Raw genomic sequence first — 17,707 nt, 5'->3', positions numbered from 1 at the left:
TATTTTGACAACTTAACGTATCCTTTAAAATCCAAGGGATACGCTCTGATATATTTTGCAATATACACACGTTTACATTGTAAACAAGATCTTGTTCACCAAACTGATACATCAAAGTAGCATTTTGTTATACATTTTTTTAGCCTCCAAATGAGCGCTTTCTCGCGTTTGCTGTATATCCAACCAAAGCAAAAGAAACGTTTCTTTACAAAATGGCGATTTTTCATACCAAGTCACTGTTTGAACAGTTTATAACTCACTCATTCGTCTGTTTTGAACTTATCCACAATGTTATCTATAAGCACTTAAACCGAGCTTTGTTATGCTATCGCCTTGTCTAATAAGGCTTAATACAAGAATCATAAAAAAGAGATCTTTTTGAGATCTTTTCGAGACCAGATCGATCAAAATATTTAATAAAATGTCAATATTGATCTACCCTGAATTTTCCCGTATCTTGTGTTCAATTAATTTTTAAACCACTAGGTCTTGTGTTTAAACCTCAAACACTGTGGCATAAAAATTGCCCAGTTCAAACGGTCCATAGACATAAAAATAGATGACAAAATGGAGCTATGCTAGCATGAGCGTATCGAATTCAACCCCTGGTCAAATTCAGGTGATTAAACGCACTGGAGATGTTGCCAGCTTTGACGCAGAAAAAATCTCTGTTGCCATTGGTAAGGCATTTTTGGCTGTTGAAGGCCAACAAAGTGCTGACTCAAGCCGCATCCACGATCGTATTTCTCAACTTACCGAGATGGTATTAAATACGTTCAGTCGCCGCCTACCTTCTGGCGGTACAATTCACATCGAAGAAATCCAAGACCAAGTTGAACTTGCGCTGATGCGTACAGGTGAACAGAAAGTTGCTCGTGCGTATGTCATCTACCGCGATCAACGTGCTGACGCACGTAAACAAGCAGGTGAAAACCATCACCCAACCTTACAAATCACTGACGCCAATGGTCAGCTTCAACCGCTTGACATGCGTAAGCTTGAAGCGACTGTAACAAAAGCGGCTGAAGGTTTAGAAGGCATCAATGTTCAAGCGATCATCGATGAAACCATTAAAAACCTTTACAACGGTGTAAAAGCATCTGACATCGCAACCACGATGATGATGGCAACACGTACACGTATCGAACAAGAACCAAACTATACCTACGTGACGGCTCGCCTACTTCGTGATGAATTGGTCGCAACAGGTTTAACTTTCCTTGGCTTGTCTGAAGACACCGCTGAAGGCGATGCTTTAGAAACTTTCCTGAAGAAAGGTATTGAGCTAGACCTACTTTCACCAGAACTTCTTAACTTTGACCTTGCAAAATTGGCCGCAGCGATTCAACCAGAACGCTCTAACCAATTTACTTACTTAGGTCTGCAAACATTATTTGACCGTTACTTCATCCACTCAGATGGCGTGCGTTTCGAATTGCCACAGTTATTCTTTATGCGTGTTTCGATGGGTCTTTCACTCAACGAAGCAAACCGTGAAGAACGTGCAATCGAGTTCTACAACCTCTTGTCGAGCTTCGATTACATGGCATCTACGCCTACCCTGTTTAACTCCGGTACGCTACGTCCTCAATTGTCGAGCTGCTACTTGACCACGATTGATGATGACCTGTATGACATTTATGGCGCGATGCGTGATAACGCAATGCTATCTAAATGGGCAGGCGGTTTAGGTAATGACTGGACGCCAGTTCGTGCCTTGAACTCGTATATCAAAGGTACAAACGGTAAGTCTCAGGGTGTTGTTCCATTCCTTAAAGTGGCGAACGATACTGCTGTTGCAGTAAACCAAGGTGGTAAGCGTAAAGGTGCAGTCTGTGCATACCTTGAAACTTGGCACTTGGACATCGAAGAGTTCCTAGAGCTACGTAAAAATACTGGTGATGACCGTCGCCGTACGCATGACATGAACACCGCGAACTGGGTTCCTGACTTATTTATGCAACGTGTTTTTGAAGATGCTGAATGGACCCTGTTCACGCCATCTGAAACACCAGATCTACACGACTTAATGGGTGCAGAATTCGCTGAGCGTTATGCACACTATGAAGCGATTGCGAAAGAAACAAACATGTTGCACAAGAAAATCCGTGCAAAAGATTTGTGGCGCAAAATGCTGTCAATGTTGTTTGAAACAGGTCACCCGTGGATCACATTCAAAGACGTATGTAACTTACGTTCACCACAACAACACGTTGGCGTAGTTCACTCTTCTAACTTGTGTACAGAAATCACATTAAACACAAGCAAAGATGAAATTGCAGTATGTAACTTAGGTTCGATCAACCTTGTACAACACGTTCAAGGTGGTGTGTTAGACCGTGAAAAGCTTGCACGTACAGTTAAAACAGCGGTTCGTATGCTCGATAACGTGATCGACATTAACTACTATGCTGTGCCACAAGCGAAAAACTCGAACTTGAAACACCGCCCAGTGGGTATGGGTATCATGGGCTTCCAAGATGCGCTGTATGAAATGCAACTCGCTTATGGTTCTGATGCAGCAGTAGATTTTGCTGATGAATCAATGGAAGTGATCAGCTACTACGCAATTTCAACATCAAGTGATTTGGCTGTTGAACGTGGTACTTATGAGACATTCAAAGGTTCACTGTGGGATCAAGGTATCCTGCCAATTGACTCGCTAGACCTTGTTGCTAAAACACGTCCTGAGCGTATGTTTGAAGTTGACCGCACTCAACGTTTGGACTGGGACACTTTACGTGCCAAAGTTCAAAAAGACGGTATGCGTAACTCAAACGTGATGGCCATTGCACCGACTGCAACCATTTCAAATATTTGTGGTGTGTCTCAGTCGATTGAGCCAACATTCCAAAACTTATATGTAAAATCGAACCTATCAGGCGAATTCACAGTAATCAACCCGTACCTAGTACGTGCGTTGAAAGACCGCGGTCTGTGGGACTCTGTGATGGTGAATGATCTGAAACACTTTGAAGGTTCAGTTCAGAAGATTTCTCGTATTCCTGAAGAGCTTAAAGCAATCTTCGCGACGGCATTTGAAGTTGAGCCACGCTGGATTGTGGATGCTGCATCACGTCGTCAAAAATGGATCGATCAAGCGCAGTCTTTAAACCTTTACATCTCTGGTGCAAACGGTAAGAAACTTGATTTGACCTATAAAATGGCTTGGTTACGTGGTCTGAAAACAACGTATTACCTCCGAGCTTTAGGTGCAACTTCTGCTGAGAAATCAACCATTAATACCGGTGCATTGAACGCAGTAAAACCTGCAACTGTAACGGCAGCGCCTGTTGCAGCAGTTGCTCAGGAAGTTAAACCAGAAGTGGTTGCTGAAGATGAAGGCTTCGGTCAAGCAGCTCCAGTGCCAATGGCGTGTTCAATTGACAATCCAGACTGTGAGGCTTGTCAGTAATAACCTCCCCTAACCCCTCCTAAAAGGAGGGGAATTACACCAAACTTATTGAGGTGTGAAAGTCCCTCTTTTAAAAGAGGGATTTAGGGAGATTAAAAAAGTTAGAATTCTTGGATTAATTATGTAAATAGTTAATTCAACTCAGAGGCAAAGTAATTCCTACTACTAATCCTAAGAGACAAATTTTAGACATAAAAAAAGGGAATCTTCCTACAGATCCCCTTTCCAGTCTAAGAAGCGAGTTCTTCGACATATTGCTTCGTAAAAAGCAGGTGAATAATCGCCTGATCTCGCAATATCGTCAAGGACTTTTGGGTAACAACTGCTCTAATGAATGATATTTAAGGAGATATAAATGGCAGTTTATTCGATAAGCTACGACCTCTATAAGGAAGGTCAAAGCTATGAAGCCTTAATCAAAGAATTAAAAAGCTTTGATAGCTGGTGTCATTTAATGAAATCATATTGGCTTATCAGTACCCCTAAAAGCGCTGATGAAATTTATGAAAAGTTAAATAAACATCTAGATAAAAATGATCACGTTCTTGTATTGCAAGCATCTAAAGATTTTAGAGGTTGGCTATCACTCAAAGGATGTGATTGGATTCAAGAACATATTTAATATGTTTCATTAAAGGAACCCACCATGCTCCATATGACACATAACTATATGTTAGGTCTTGCGACCTTGGTGATTTCCTTTGTGGTTTTGTTTTATATGCCGATTGCCTACTTTTGGGTAAAAGCAAACCAAAGCAAAAAGCGAAAGCAAAATAAGTCGTGAGAATCACGTTCTATGCACAGTTTTAGAACAACGGTTGGCAAAACTTAATTTTGCTTTCACAAATTAAGCGTATAGTAAGACATCTCAGCAATGCTGGATGTCGATAAAAGATATAAAGCAACGTAGAGAGAATTGATATGTCTATCCTAAGTTGGGACGATTTCGAAGATGATTCGCAAAAACCGGCTGCACCTGAACACAAGTCTGCGCCCGTCGAACCGCAAAAAGCGGCTAATCCGCAGATGGTATCTTCTACAGAGCAACCACAGAAGAATGTGGCAACTGCACAACCCGCTTCAACCCCTCGAAGCCGATCAACAAATCCAGCCGATCCGTTGGCAAGAGCATCTAACGCCTTAGAAAGTTTAGATGTTGCTCCAGGTCTAGAAGAACTAGAAATGGGTGCACAACGTGTACAAGTTGACGACAAAGCGATGATTAACTGTCGTGCGGACTTAAACCAACTTGTACCGTTCAAATACGAATGGGCTTGGCAGAAATATCTAGACGGTTGTGCAAACCACTGGATGCCACAAGAAGTCAACATGAACCATGACATCGCGCTTTGGAAGTCTGAAAATGGCTTAACTGAAGACGAACGTACTATTGTTATGCGCTCTCTTGGTTTCTTCTCTACAGCAGACTCATTGGTTGCAAACAACTTGGTATTGGCAATCTACCGCCACATTACCAACCCTGAATGCCGTCAGTACATTTTGCGTCAAGCGTTTGAAGAAGCTATTCATACTCACGCTTACCAATACTGTATCGAATCTTTAGGTATGGATGAAGGCGAAGTCTTCAACATGTACCGCGAAGTTCCATCAGTTGCGCGTAAAGCAGCTTGGGGCTTGAAATATACGCAGTCTTTAAGTGATCCTACTTTCCAAACTGGTACACCTGAAAACGACCAAATTTTGCTTCGCAACTTGATCGCGTTCTACTGTGTTCTTGAAGGGATCTTCTTCTACTGTGGTTTCAGCCAAATCTTGTCGATGGGCCGCCGTAATAAGATGAATGGTGTTGCTGAGCAATTCCAATACATCTTACGTGATGAGTCGATGCACTTGAACTTTGGTATCGATATGATTAACCAAATCAAGATCGAAAACCCAAGCTTGTGGACTGCTGAATTCCAAGAAGAAATCATTCAAATGATTCTTGAAGGTACGATGCTTGAAATCGAATATGCGCGTGACACTATGCCACGTGGTGTATTGGGTATGAATGCTGCGATGATGGAGGAATACTTGAAATTCATCTGTAACCGCCGTTTAGCACAGTTGGGCTTGCCTGAGCAGTTTGCTGGTGTGAACAATCCATTCCAGTGGATGTCTGAAATGATGGACTTGCGTAAAGAGAAGAACTTCTTCGAAACACGTGTGACAGATTATCAGACTGGCGGCGCGTTGAGCTGGTAAGGTAAAGCATCCGTCACGCGACACATAAGTTGTCATTTGCGACACATAAAATGTCATTGCGCGACACATAAGTTGTCATTGAGAAAACCGCCATTCATGGCGGTTTTTTTAAAGATACGATCTAGTATTTAATTAAATATTTATATTAGATCTCTTGCGAAAGTAAAAACCACCTCAATATAAATTTCATGAGATATCAGAAATTAAATCGTTTTTCAGATTCTGAATTCAAACGCTTGGTTGGCGTACCTCGACAAGTTTTTACTGAAATGGTAGAGGTTTTAGAAAAAGCAGAATCACTCAAAAAGAAATCAGGTCGTCCTCATACTTTAGATATAGAGGATCAGTTGTTATTAACTCTCAATTACTTACGGAACTACAGCACTCAACTGGAATTAGCGGCAAATTACCATATCGCTGAAAGTAATGTGAATCGAACCATTAAAAAGGTTGAAGATGCATTGATGAAATCAAGACGTTTTACTCTGCCAAAACGAAGCATTACCACAGCAGACGAACACTTTAACTGGGTCATTATTGATGCGACAGAATGTTCAATAGAACGTCCGAAAAAAAAATCAGAGTAAGTTCTACAGTGGTAAAAAGAAGAAACATACGCTAAAAGCACAAGTGATCTATCATCCGAACAGCAAACAAATCATAGGGCTAGATATATCGAATGGCAGTCAGCATGATATTAAATTGGCAAGAAAAACGGTTAAGAAATTCAAACATTGTGAATATGTTATGACCGATTTAGGGTACTACGGATTAGAGCAAGATGGCTTTAAATTATTGATGCCAATAAAGAAAAAGAAGAATTTACCCTTATTTGATGTTGAGAAAAGGTACAATAAAATGATTGGAAAAATACGAGTTGTGATCGAACACATTAATAGTCAATTGAAAACATTTAGAATATTAAGTGAACGCTATCGAAATAGACGGAAAAGATTCGGTTTACGCATTAACTTAATTGCTGCACTCGTAAACCGGATAAACTTGCAATAATGACTTTCGCAAGAGATCTATTACACATAGATATTAAAACAATGAAAAGGCTAAAATACTTGAAAAATTAAATATGTAATAGGGACGAGACTATTTAAATGTCAAAAGATAAGCGCCAAAAAATCTGGAATGAAATAAAAATAACTTTTTCAAAAATTAAAGAAATTCATTCAGCTCATCAAATAACATCTACAAATCAATATTTGTCCTTAACACCAATTACTAGCGCAGATGAAGATAACGCTTATTCTGATATGCTCAAATTCGCATTATCACAGAATAAAACGGCTTTGTTGCACAAAGATTTCATAACTATATGATTTTAAAAGTTTTGATTATTTTTTGATCCAAAATTAAATTTATTTAAATCAGATGCTTACATATTTATGCAACAAAGCCGCTTTTTAGTAAAAACTGGATTTTTACCATCAACTATATCATTAAGTAATTCCCGAGCTTTTTTTCTTGCCTTAGCACCTGAGATTAGCGGATATGCTCCCAAACTAATCCAAGACCATTTTCCATCTTCTCTTTTATAACGAAAAACCCAAGATTTTTTCCCACTTGGCGCAACCCTAAAATAAAGACTTTCACTGTCTTTAATTCGGTACTCACTTGCCTCAGGTTCTAGGTTTTCCAATGCTGTATCAGCGATTGGAAAACGCTTTATTTGCGTCCGCTTCATGATTTGTACACATCCAGTTCAATTTTTCCGTTGTGTACACCCTATGTGTACAGCCTCACTTCAAAATGTTCTTAAATGATATGTAATGATCTTAAAACAAAAAAGGCTTGAACCCTTACGGTTCAAGCCTTTAGCTGAAGATCTTGGAAGATCTTCGGATTTACTTTTGAATTTTGGTGGAGGTGGCGTCAATTGAACTCAAAACCCAAACCATTAATTCTTAAGCCATTTCATTGAATAAAAAAATTCATTGACCCAATTTTGACCCACATCAGATTTAGTGTATTAAATCACTTAGAAATCTTGTTCAAATCGAAATTCAGGATTTGAAATGGTGTACCGAGTATAACAGCATTAAGAGCACTATAAAATATTACGATATAATATATCATTTCTTTGATATTCTTTTTTGATGTATCATTCTTTTAGACACATTCATGGATTAGGTAATGTTTGAAATTATTGATGATTTAAAAAATAAGTTAGATCAGCATCGCCCCCTATCACCTACAATAGTAAAAAATTTACAAGAAGACCTTATTGTACGATGGACGTATCATTCCAATGCTATTGAAGGGAATACACTTACTCTATTAGAAACCAAAGTTGTGCTAGAAGGTATAACAGTCGGAGGAAAGGCATTAAGAGAGCACTTCGAGGCAATTAACCATAGAAATGCCATTTATTACGTTGAAGACATTATTAGAAAAGAAGAACCATTTTCTGAATGGCAAATTCGTAATATCCATCAACTTATTTTAAAAAATATTGATGATGACAATGCAGGGCGATATCGCCAACAAAATGTCTTAATCTCTGGTGCTACAACTATGCCACCTGATTACACTCTATTAAATGACAAGATGGCTCAGCTAGTTGATTGGTATAATAGCGAAAGCCATACATTACACCCTATTGAACGTGCAGCTAAAGTACATGCTGATTTCGTTGGTATTCACCCATTCATTGATGGTAATGGACGTACTTCACGTCTTTTGATGAATCTTGAACTATTAAAAGCAGGCTATCCGCCTTGTGTTATTACAGTAGAAAATCGTTTGGCTTACTATGAGGCTCTTGATCAGTGGATGGCTTACGGAAAAACCGAAGCCTTTATCAAGTTAGTCTCCAATGCAGTTATCGAGGGTTTTAAGCCATCTCAAGTGGTTCTAGGCCTTTGAACTCCTCACACTCAATATTTTAGACGAGAAGAAGACTGCTTGTACATTATATAATTATGAATAGTACTTCTTACAAAACATGCACAATACATATGAAATTTGAAAAAAATTATATTAGAACGCAACTTATGGAGTTAAGGTCTACAAATGAAGAATATCCAATTACATTTACTGGCCGATATAAACATACAGAATCGCAAGACTATATAACCTTAACAACAATTAGAGTCTATAAAAAAGAAACGGGGAAACAAAAAACTATATGTAATCATATAAACTTAAAAAAATCATCTATTCCTCAATATATGATTTTAGATGTTAATGCACACAACAGGAAAGTATATTTTGTAGGCGAAGTTATCTTATATGAGCATGATGGTAAAGTACGTGCAGGAATTCAGCTTATTGATAAACCTAATGAAATTATTATGTGGTTTGCAGACCAAAAATTAAACTTCAACGAGTTAAAATATCAATAGTACTGTTTACATTCTACTTAATTCATTTCATAAATTTCTTATGCCATTTTAAATCTCCAAGAAAATATTATTCACCATAATGGGCGAATTTGGAAACTTAACGTATAAATAATTGGCATCTGATTTAAAAAATCCCACCTAATATTAAGCAAGATGGTAACTAAAGTTTTACGTTTTAGCTAAATAAACATTTCATAACACTAATCCATTCAACAAAACTGAAGATTGGATCCACATGCCTATTTGAGTAGTATAGAGAAACCTCAGTAATGGTTCCTCATAGCCGAGAAAAACCTCAATTGCTCTTTTTTAGCTAGGCTCTAGCTCAACAGATCATAACGCTGAGCTGTTAAAGCTGCTTTTTGATAAATATGTGAGGGATATTTATTTTTTAAACTATGTTTTACCCATTGAGGCAAATTCTTCCATTGTTTACGCTCATGTCTAAAATCAGGCTTTTGTACTTCTGTTAAATAATAACTATAACTATTTTTCCCCTCAGCAAAATAAACTCTTTGATCTTTTGCTTGAAGTGAAAAATGCTGATCCAATGTATAGGCCAAATCACTTTGCCACATAAAGAAATGATCATGAATTAAGACCAAGTTTAGCTGTTGTAGCTGATGCTCGAAAACCAATCTTTGATTTAAAATGTGTTCAACTTGACGTACATCATCCGTCATCAATAAATCATTATTAGCCGCTGTACCTAAAAAATATTGGAATACAAAATAATTTTGTATTTTTAATACTACAATAGGATATTCGGTTCCCTGAATTTCTTTAATATTAGATAGGTGGGTTTTCTGCTGAATAAACAAATCATGAGGCAGTAATAGCCATGCTTCTTGAAATAAAACCTGATAGTTTTTCCAAAAAATATAACGATTGGCTGTCTTAGACAAATCCCCCACATCCTCTCTATTCTGGGCAATTTGCATTAAAATCTGACGTAATGATTCATAGTTGCCGAACCCAGTCCAACACCCCAATCTTTGTCTTTCCTCACTTGTCAGTTTTAATTTAAATTCAGTATTTCTTGCACATGCGGATAACCAAGCGACGAGCTCAGGATAATCCTTTACTTTTTGTTCTAATAACTCATTTTTTACAGAGAAAGAGCTATGATTTAAGATACTCGAAGCCAATTTACATTGCAGCTCCAAAGGTAGGCTTCTATTTAACAGTGCATTTAATTGTTGTCCTAAAGCCTGACGTTGCTTCACACTCGACTGAATCCATAAACTTAACCATTCAATATTTGCATCCTGAATAATTGGAAGCTTTTTAGGAAAATTAGCTTCCTGCACCCGTTGCAGTACGTTCTTATACTCTCGCATAGCGATTTTTGCTAGGGTTTTTGCATCCCCAGAGATTAATGCCTGTAAGATATCAACATCAGTTTGCTCACCCCATTCATCTGTTCGAATCAACTCCTCCAAGATATCTCTCATCACCTTCACCACATCTTTAGGCGCAGGATAGCGCTCTAAATCTGCAAGTACACTGCGTAGCACCATGACCAAACGTAATAATGGCTCACCTTCTCGATCTTTTTCCAATGCAGATAACCACCAATGCTTCATGGCTTGTCGACCTTGAACACTTTTCCATTGATTACCGTCCCAGCCCATTAATGCAAAAACTTGAATTAATTGCAGATCAATTGGTGAATGTACCAATTCCACGAATAATTTTTCAGGGTCAAGATGCTGTATCAGAGATTCATCAAATGGAAAATCGATAAAATCTGCAATACGTTTCATGCCGTCGAATTTACTTTTTAATTTAGCTTTTGCTGCAAAAGCAAAAAGATCATGACTCAAAAAATTCGTTCTTTGCATCACTTTTCACTCAGCTGCTTTGTTTTTTCTATAATTTCATTTTTTGAAATATCACCAAATAGTTCTGAAGCGAACTGAAACTTAAATACAACTTTCCGGTCACTCGCATCATCATAAGGTTTAGAGTCAATATTGCCACGACCCACAGGTGTAAGTTTAAATAAAAAAAGGAGTTTTCCTCCAAATACAGGCATGCTATTTACATGTTGCACAACAGCATTTGAACGACTCAAACTTAAGGTCATATTTTTCGAATAGTCAAAACTCGTATTGTTATCTCGGCTGCCGTGCCCCTCTACGATAATTCTTGCAACTTGCTTTTGCTGTTCTTTACTAAGGCGATTAAACAGTACATGGCTATATACCGGAATAAATTCATTTAAAAAAACTTTACCCTGTGTCGACAGCTGCGCAGAACCGTAAGGAAATAATATATTCTCAGCAATACTGATATCGCCTGTATTGGGATCAATCTCGACTTTGACTCCTTCTGCCTTCATGGATTCTTGTATAGATTGAATAATCATTACACGTGTACGATCCTGATTGGTCAACATCAGCATACAAAGCACTAGAAAGATCGCCATTAAGCCCGTCATCAAATCCGCAAGTGCGATCCATGTTGCAGATTGACTTTCGTGGTCGGAAAATTCATTTTCATCAATCATTGGATTTTCCTTTAGCTTATTGGGTCATAGCATCATGCAATGGAATTGCGGCTGCCAAGGCTGCAACAGTACTGCCTAAACGGTTTACTGCATCTTTTAAACCATGATCCAAATCTGTGAAAGCGCGTTGATATTGACTATCAAGCTGCTTAAAGGCATTTGCAAATTCTTCAGGTAAATCTTGTCCTAATTGCCCTAAAGCATCTGTAACATCAGTTAAATGTTTTGCTGATTGATCTAACTTTTGACTTAATTTCGCTTCACCCACACTCAACTCCTGCGCAATACTTTGTATTTTCGGCAGAATGGTGCTTTGTACTCCATCAATACGTGAAATTAGTCCTTTAGTTTCTTCATTCACTATGCGTTGTTTTTCATCCATAAACTTAAATTGTTCGGTTAAGCTATTCGTTACCTCAACTAAACCTTCACGTTGTTCACCAATTGTCTGCTCTAACTGTTCATTTTGACGATCTAAGAAACCATTGAGATTTTCAGTTTGCTGATTTAAATAAATCGTTAAAGATTCTTGATACTGAATACGGAATTTTTCAAGCGACTTTTCTAATTCACTTGAAGTATTTAATAACTTTTGATCAATATCGCCTAATGTATTTTTGAGATTTTCAGATGCAGAATTAATCATATTTTCCGCATTATGACCAACAGCTGCTAATTCTGTTGCCATACGATCCAAATGACCATTCATATCTACTGAGAACGTAGTCAGAATTTCATTAAGTTTTGTTTGTGCATAATCAAATTTTGTAAAGACATCCTGAATTGATTTATTTTGCTCTTGAATAATAGCTTTGACAGAGGTGTTAAGCTCTGTTGTTGCTTGTGAAACAGCTCCTTTTAGCTCTGTTCCAGCATCATTCAATACTGATCTAATATTCGTGACCATTTCATTTGAAGCAAACTGGATATTTTCTTGCATTTTTTCTGAAGCACTATTAATACTAATGCTCATTAAGACTGAAGCACCGCCAATTGCAGTTTCCAACGCTTCTTTCGCATGATTTAGACCATTTTGAATGGCAGGCTCAATACTTGATAGATTCGTTTTAAGTTCTTTGTTAAATGCATCCAAAGATTGTTTTTGTTCATTCTGAATATCATCCATATGCTGAACAGTTTCACCAATTTTAGTGACTAGACTATGCATTTCTCGACTTGCAGCTTGCATATTTACTGCTGCTTCACCCACAACAGTAATTAGCTTCTCGTTATGCTGTTGAGAGGCTTCAATTGCTTTAACAGTATCTTTGACTGCTTGAGTCGTATTTTCCAAAGCTATATTGGTTTGATTTAATGCTCCATTCATTGGCAATAAAATTTCAGTTTTTAAATCTTCTAAAACCTTTTTTATCGCTTCAGTACCTTGATCAGCAACTGCGGTCTTAATTTCAAACAATAAAGGCGTTAATCCCTGAACTACACCTTGACTAATGAGCTGTGCAAGTTGAGTATTATCATTATCAAATTGTAATTTTGCGATATCTTGCTGCATGAGCTGTTGATTCTCAAGCTGCTTTTTTTGCAAAGAATTAAGTTGCAATAAAGCATTTTCCTGACCTCTTTGGATTTCTAATAAATCTTGGTTATGACGTTTTGCTTTAGCTTGTAAATCCTGACGTTCTAATAAATGTTTTTGATTTTGTGCTTTTAAAACAAATGTATTTAGAAGCATAAACAACAAAGACGAGGCTACACCACTCAAAGCATATACAAAGACAGCTTTAAGTTTTTCCATTAAGCCTGCAAATGACTGAACATCTATATTTCCATCATTAAATTGAATCCCTTGCAGACCCATTGTTAAACCTACAAACGTCCCTAAAAGTCCTGCAGTGGTTAGAATTGTAGGAGCATACTGAGAAAAAATAGTCAGTTTTTTTTGCTTTAAAGAGATAAACCAAGCAATGAAAGATATTCCGATCAAACCAAGAATAAAGACTCCAATTACAGGAACCTTACTAATAAAGGAACTAAAAAAAAAGGATAAAAAATCCATAAAACCCTCAAAATTTAAAATTATTTGATATTCCAAGCTTCTAATAGCTCTTCTGATAAACCCTGCTGCAAAATATACAACGGAATATGACGCGCATATTCATCAGGAAAACCATATAACCCCAATGACCACTCTTGGTGAAGCTGATTTAAATCTGGTCGAATCCAAACCAGTTCAGGGGAGGCAAACTTTAACAGCATCAACTGACAACGATTTTTACTCGTCCGCATTAACGCATGAAAATCTTTTAAATGTAGTTGATTCTCGCTATCATGAAACTGATCATTAAAAAAGTGTATTTGCTGCATCATAGCTACAGCTTCATCTTTATTCATATTTACTACTTTCTGATACTGCAAACTGAATTTCTACCCGTCTATTTCTTCCATCTGATGGATCAATACCATTTAGAGGACGAGAGTCACCATAACCCGCAACGATAACCCGATTGGCATCTTTAGAATCTAAACTTGAAATAATTAGTTTTCTAGCTTCTCTTGCTCTAGCCGCAGATAATGTAAAGTTATCATCATAGACCGTACATTTCTCCTTAAAGTCAAGAACAGGCTGTTTTACAACTGAATTATCAGTATGGCCTTCAACAAAAACTGAAGCTTTCGGATTTTCCTTTAAAAAACTAACAATACGTTGATCAAGGCTTTTGAATGTTTTAGCTGCCGATGGTGTAATACAAGCACTACCTACATTAAAAATATTTTCTTTTAATGTGATTTTTCCATCAGCGATATCGAAGGAAATTAAATTACTCGCTCCTGTTTCATCTACAGAATTCTTTAAATCCGTTAACATCTCACTAATTCTTTTTTGCTGGGCAGCTCCTCCCTGCTCTAACTCTTGCTTATGTCTTAATTCTGCATAGGTTTTTTGCAGAACTGACATTACCAATAGGAGCATTACAACGGCCATCACACCAGCCATGAGATCTGAAATAGATACCCATTCGCTTGGTTTATCCTTCATTATTTGCTCCATTCAGACCAAATAATTTTTTTGTAATCAAGTTATTATCTTTTTTACCTTTGTTGTTTATATTACTATTTTTACGTCCATATGACTGTGGTTGATTAGACTCCATTTTTTCCACTGTCTCTTTTTGTAACTGAATACTGGAAGCTAAGTTTTCCAATGTTGGTTTTAAAGTAGTAATCGAACTGATACTTTGCAATGATTCAGCAAATACACCTTCCACTGTTTCAGTTAATCGCGTGAGCTGCTTACCTAGACCAATAACTTGACGATTACTTTCAGATACTGCTTTTAATCCACCAGTAATATCACCAGATAGTTTATTAACTAACCCAGTCATTTCATGAATATATTCATTTAATGTCTTTGTACTTTCGGTAAATATACTTTGTGCTTTGGTTTGTATATCCATTGACTTACCGATTGTATTCGTTACATCAATCATCGTCTTATCAACACTAGTGGATAAACTATTTACTGCATTAGAAATATCATTTGTCGCTATCCCTAATCCTTTAGACATTTCAGACATATTGTTCTTGAAGCTTGTACTCATATCACCAATAGATGACTTCAAGTTGTCTGACATTTTTGTCATATTTTGGCTAAAGCTAGTATTCATATTGGAAATAGTAGAGTTCAAATCTTTTTTCATCAAAGAAATCACTTCTTCCATATTCTTTCTAAAACTATCAATAACGGTCTGTAGTTGGCTCGCTGACTCCCCCATTGTCGATGCGGCTTGAGACATTCCTTCCGCAGCCTTTCCTAGTCTAACAACTGTTTCTTCATTCTTATTAATGAAGTCAACCATAGCATCACGAGTCTGAATACTTTGAGCTACATTATCTTGGAGTAATTGTGCAGTTTCTTTATGTTGCTCTCCAACTAATTCGATTAGGCTCACTGATTGTTGTGCTAAAACATCAAATTTCTTTTCCAACAATGTTGACTGTTTGTTTAAAGTTTCAATTTGTACAGAATGATTTTGAGTAAGTAATGAAAGATGATCTTTACTATTTTGCTCAAATGATAATAAAAATTTCCCTGTTTGTTCTAGATGAGAATCATGATTTTGCTGTGTATTCTCAATTAACCTTTCTGTAAGTCTAGATTGTGAAGTTAAAGAACGTACATTATCTTCATTACTTAAATGCATCTGTTTTAACTGTTCATCATGACTAAGCTGAATAGTTTTAATCGTGTCTTGAGTATGCTGAGTTAATTGCTTGAGTTGCTCTTGATTAGTGGATTGATTTTTCGCAACAGTTTTTTCAAATTGCATAGCAATGCTTTGCATACAATCAATCAGCTTGTTGTTGTTATTGCGCTCCTCTTGTAATCTCTGATCACGAACAATATCAAGCTCACTTTTCACTTTTTCAATTGACCATCGTAAGCGGCGTTCTTCATAACCATTTTTAGATAAAATCACTTTTAAAAGAATAAAAGCAAGTAAACCCCAAGTGGAAGTTTTAAATTTGGTACCTAAGCCCTCAAGCATTTGCATAAGGTTGGCCATCGATGCATCCATATTACTTAATGCATTCGCCCCCGTTAAAATTGAAGATGCTTTATCTAAGGCAAGGCCTAAACCTAAAAATGTTCCCAACAGACCAATAATCAGAATCATGCCAGGCATAATATCTGCTAACTTTTCAGCTGGAGTTGCAACAGCTTCACTGATTTCCATGACAGAGCCATGCTCAGCATCCAGTTTTTTAGATTTATTGTTTTTATTACCACCATACCAGTTATTTTCCCAATTCTCTGATTTTGCGGTTTGGTAAACTCTAAAAATAGTGAAGAAGAATAATCCCCAAATAACAACAAAGAATATGCTAGGCAATATATCAAGTTTAAATGGTGACAAATGAAAAGGGAGTAAGAAGCTCAAAATTTCCATAGATTAAACCTCTGCCTCAACTAACTCTTGAGTACGCTTTTTACTATCTTCAGCAAAAATATTTGCATAATCTGTAATTAAACTTTGTTCTTCTTCTGTCAATTCATTCCACTGTTTACCATTTTGTGCGCATTCAATAAGTAGGCGCCCTACAGTTGCCACATCATCGACAATGTAATCACGTCCTTCTTCTTCAAATTGCTCAGCTGACTTCTCTAGTACTTGTAGGAAACCTTCCGCAGCATGAACATAGCTTTGCATCGCCCGGTTTTCTTCAGCTTGCTGAGTCAATTGGTAAGCTGTATTTTTGGCATCATTTTTTAAATTAACTAATTCAACCTCTTCATTTGCAGTTAATGATTCAATTTGCATTTTGACTTCAAGTTGCTTAACTTTTCGCTTTAATGATGCAACTTCTTTGTTCATTTGCTTCCACTTCGCTTCCATATTTTGAAGTTTAGTTTCCCACGCACAAATTAATTCCTCGAATACAAAGGGAATTAATGACTTACCACTGAAACGACGCTTAATAATACTATCTAGCTTTTCTGCATCAGCATCGGTTAAATTTGCATTTTCAGCCAGTAAATCAGCCCCTATACGTAATAAAAATGAATCATCAGCGGTAATTTCATCTAAATTTCGAGCAGTATTTAAAGTTTTCTCCGCAGCTCTTAATAATTTTTGCGTTGCACGCAAACGCAGATAATGTGAAAAATCTTGAATTGTATCTTTTTCTAAAATTTCTTGGATATGTGTTTGGACTAGAACATAATCATTAATCACAGCTGCAAAACGAATAGACTGACGCTGTTCCTCAGTTTTCATCGCATCCATTGCTTCTTGTAAATCTTTTTGGCGCTGTTCAGCTTCCTTAACATCTTTAGGTGTCAGGTACATTTCTCTAAAATGTTTGGCAGCATTAGAAGCCCAGATAATAGCTTGTTCAACCTTTTTCAAGATTGGGCTATTCTCTAATGCTAAAAGTGCCTGAATTCCCTTTTCTACAGCTTTTGCAACAGCTCCAGCCCAAGGGAATGGGAGCAATGCGATACCTTTGGAAATATAGGGAGCTATCTTCTCTACCCAAGGTTTTGCCATTTTCCATACATCTTTCACCTTCCCTACGAAGTTTTCAGCTTCATCAGCCATCCAATCCACAGCCTTTCTTGCAGCACTTTTAGCTGTATCCCATACTGCACTTGCTGCAGATGAGATTCCTCTACCTACGGAAGATACTGCTGAACTGACACTTCTAGCAGCTGATGAAACTGCTGATCCCACTGAACTCCAAAAGCCCATTTTTACC

At 37.2% G+C, this 17,707-nt stretch carries 16 protein-coding genes; 8 read left to right on the top strand and 8 right to left on the bottom strand.

Annotated elements, in window-relative coordinates; translation table 11 throughout:
• Positions 1–583 precede the first annotated feature (583 nt).
• From AC4MC0_RS03715 to AC4MC0_RS03690, 6 genes are all read left to right on the top strand, one after another.
• The gene (locus AC4MC0_RS03715) at positions 584–3,415 is read left to right on the top strand and encodes a ribonucleoside-diphosphate reductase subunit alpha (RefSeq protein ID WP_004695373.1); all 2,832 of its coding nucleotides are present in this window, start codon (positions 584–586) and stop codon (positions 3,413–3,415) included.
• A 355-nt stretch (positions 3,416–3,770) separates the two neighbouring features.
• A complete protein-coding gene (locus tag AC4MC0_RS03710; RefSeq protein WP_004695371.1) occupies positions 3,771–4,037 on the top strand; it encodes a hypothetical protein in 267 nt (88 codons plus the stop codon).
• Positions 4,038–4,061: 24 nt separating this feature from the next.
• A complete protein-coding gene (locus AC4MC0_RS03705) occupies positions 4,062–4,199 on the top strand; it encodes a hypothetical protein (RefSeq protein ID WP_004695369.1) in 138 nt (45 codons plus the stop codon).
• A 137-nt stretch (positions 4,200–4,336) separates the two neighbouring features.
• On the top strand, positions 4,337–5,620 hold the full coding sequence (locus AC4MC0_RS03700) for a ribonucleotide-diphosphate reductase subunit beta (protein ID WP_335997564.1): 1,284 nt from the start codon (positions 4,337–4,339) through the stop codon (positions 5,618–5,620).
• Positions 5,621–5,808: 188 nt separating this feature from the next.
• A protein-coding gene (locus AC4MC0_RS03695; protein ID WP_087554504.1) for an IS5 family transposase occupies positions 5,809–6,631 on the top strand; the annotation gives its coding sequence in 2 pieces (ribosomal slippage) (positions 5,809–6,189 and positions 6,191–6,631; 822 coding nt in all).
• Positions 6,632–6,729: 98 nt separating this feature from the next.
• Complete coding sequence (locus AC4MC0_RS03690) at positions 6,730–6,951, top strand: hypothetical protein (RefSeq protein ID WP_336000504.1); 222 nt, start codon at positions 6,730–6,732, stop codon at positions 6,949–6,951.
• A 56-nt stretch (positions 6,952–7,007) separates the two neighbouring features.
• Here AC4MC0_RS03690 and AC4MC0_RS03685 read toward each other — a convergent pair whose 3' ends face one another.
• Positions 7,008–7,316, bottom strand: a complete 309-nt coding sequence (locus AC4MC0_RS03685) for an Arm DNA-binding domain-containing protein (protein WP_336000506.1) — start codon at positions 7,314–7,316, stop codon at positions 7,008–7,010.
• A gap of 449 nt (positions 7,317–7,765) precedes the next feature.
• Here AC4MC0_RS03685 and AC4MC0_RS03680 point away from each other — a divergent pair, with 449 nt between their 5' ends.
• Positions 7,766–8,497, top strand: a complete 732-nt coding sequence (locus tag AC4MC0_RS03680) for a Fic family protein (protein WP_336000508.1) — start codon at positions 7,766–7,768, stop codon at positions 8,495–8,497.
• Positions 8,498–8,589: 92 nt separating this feature from the next.
• Positions 8,590–8,976 (top strand): hypothetical protein, encoded by a 387-nt coding sequence (locus AC4MC0_RS03675; RefSeq protein WP_238952959.1) that lies wholly within the window; start codon positions 8,590–8,592, stop codon positions 8,974–8,976.
• 320 nt (positions 8,977–9,296) lie between these two features.
• Here the strand turns inward: AC4MC0_RS03675 and AC4MC0_RS03670 are convergent, their stop codons facing one another.
• The 7 genes from AC4MC0_RS03670 to AC4MC0_RS03640 are packed head-to-tail and all read right to left on the bottom strand — an operon-like array spanning position 9,297 to position 17,700.
• Positions 9,297–10,802, bottom strand: a complete 1,506-nt coding sequence (locus tag AC4MC0_RS03670; RefSeq protein ID WP_491887288.1) for a hypothetical protein — start codon at positions 10,800–10,802, stop codon at positions 9,297–9,299.
• Between the two features lie 17 nt (positions 10,803–10,819).
• The gene (locus tag AC4MC0_RS03665) at positions 10,820–11,488 is read right to left on the bottom strand and encodes an OmpA/MotB family protein (RefSeq protein WP_336000514.1); all 669 of its coding nucleotides are present in this window, start codon (positions 11,486–11,488) and stop codon (positions 10,820–10,822) included.
• 16 nt (positions 11,489–11,504) lie between these two features.
• Positions 11,505–13,505 carry a hypothetical protein gene (locus tag AC4MC0_RS03660; protein WP_336000516.1) on the bottom strand — a complete coding sequence of 667 codons (2,001 nt, stop codon included), beginning with the start codon at positions 13,503–13,505 and terminating at the stop codon, positions 11,505–11,507.
• A gap of 20 nt (positions 13,506–13,525) precedes the next feature.
• Positions 13,526–13,840 carry a hypothetical protein gene (locus AC4MC0_RS03655; protein WP_171537397.1) on the bottom strand — a complete coding sequence of 105 codons (315 nt, stop codon included), beginning with the start codon at positions 13,838–13,840 and terminating at the stop codon, positions 13,526–13,528.
• On the bottom strand, positions 13,833–14,486 hold the full coding sequence (locus AC4MC0_RS03650) for an OmpA/MotB family protein (RefSeq protein ID WP_336000519.1): 654 nt from the start codon (positions 14,484–14,486) through the stop codon (positions 13,833–13,835). Before AC4MC0_RS03650 ends, AC4MC0_RS03655 begins: the two co-directional genes overlap by 8 nt.
• Positions 14,476–16,398 (bottom strand): coiled-coil domain-containing protein, encoded by a 1,923-nt coding sequence (locus tag AC4MC0_RS03645; protein WP_336000521.1) that lies wholly within the window; start codon positions 16,396–16,398, stop codon positions 14,476–14,478. The genes AC4MC0_RS03650 and AC4MC0_RS03645 overlap by 11 nt, the downstream gene beginning before the upstream one ends.
• Positions 16,399–16,401: 3 nt before the next feature.
• Positions 16,402–17,700: a hypothetical protein gene (locus AC4MC0_RS03640; RefSeq protein ID WP_336000524.1), complete on the bottom strand. Its 1,299-nt coding sequence runs from the start codon at positions 17,698–17,700 to the stop codon at positions 16,402–16,404.
• Positions 17,701–17,707: the final 7 nt, after the last annotated feature.

The sequence above is a fragment of the Acinetobacter sp. CAU_H_S139_7 genome (genome assembly GCF_058599305.1).
This window is presented reverse-complemented; position numbering and strand designations above follow the sequence as displayed.

Bases quoted from the DNA above. Each gene is read 5' to 3' on its own strand.
- AC4MC0_RS03705 (WP_004695369.1), top strand. From the start codon at position 4,062: ATGCTCCATATGACACATAACTATATGTTAGGTCTTGCGACCTTGGTG.
- AC4MC0_RS03675 (WP_238952959.1), top strand. From the start codon at position 8,590: ATGAAATTTGAAAAAAATTATATTAGAACGCAACTTATGGAGTTAAGG.
- AC4MC0_RS03645 (WP_336000521.1), bottom strand. From the start codon at position 16,398: ATGGAAATTTTGAGCTTCTTACTCCCTTTTCATTTGTCACCATTTAAA.
- AC4MC0_RS03640 (WP_336000524.1), bottom strand. From the start codon at position 17,700: ATGGGCTTTTGGAGTTCAGTGGGATCAGCAGTTTCATCAGCTGCTAGA.
- AC4MC0_RS03665 (WP_336000514.1), bottom strand. From the start codon at position 11,488: ATGATTGATGAAAATGAATTTTCCGACCACGAAAGTCAATCTGCAACA.
- AC4MC0_RS03655 (WP_171537397.1), bottom strand. From the start codon at position 13,840: ATGAATAAAGATGAAGCTGTAGCTATGATGCAGCAAATACACTTTTTT.
- AC4MC0_RS03710 (WP_004695371.1), top strand. From the start codon at position 3,771: ATGGCAGTTTATTCGATAAGCTACGACCTCTATAAGGAAGGTCAAAGC.
- AC4MC0_RS03685 (WP_336000506.1), bottom strand. From the start codon at position 7,316: ATGAAGCGGACGCAAATAAAGCGTTTTCCAATCGCTGATACAGCATTG.
- AC4MC0_RS03680 (WP_336000508.1), top strand. From the start codon at position 7,766: ATGTTTGAAATTATTGATGATTTAAAAAATAAGTTAGATCAGCATCGC.
- AC4MC0_RS03715 (WP_004695373.1), top strand. From the start codon at position 584: ATGAGCGTATCGAATTCAACCCCTGGTCAAATTCAGGTGATTAAACGC.
- AC4MC0_RS03690 (WP_336000504.1), top strand. From the start codon at position 6,730: ATGTCAAAAGATAAGCGCCAAAAAATCTGGAATGAAATAAAAATAACT.
- AC4MC0_RS03700 (WP_335997564.1), top strand. From the start codon at position 4,337: ATGTCTATCCTAAGTTGGGACGATTTCGAAGATGATTCGCAAAAACCG.
- AC4MC0_RS03650 (WP_336000519.1), bottom strand. From the start codon at position 14,486: ATGAAGGATAAACCAAGCGAATGGGTATCTATTTCAGATCTCATGGCT.
- AC4MC0_RS03660 (WP_336000516.1), bottom strand. From the start codon at position 13,505: ATGGATTTTTTATCCTTTTTTTTTAGTTCCTTTATTAGTAAGGTTCCT.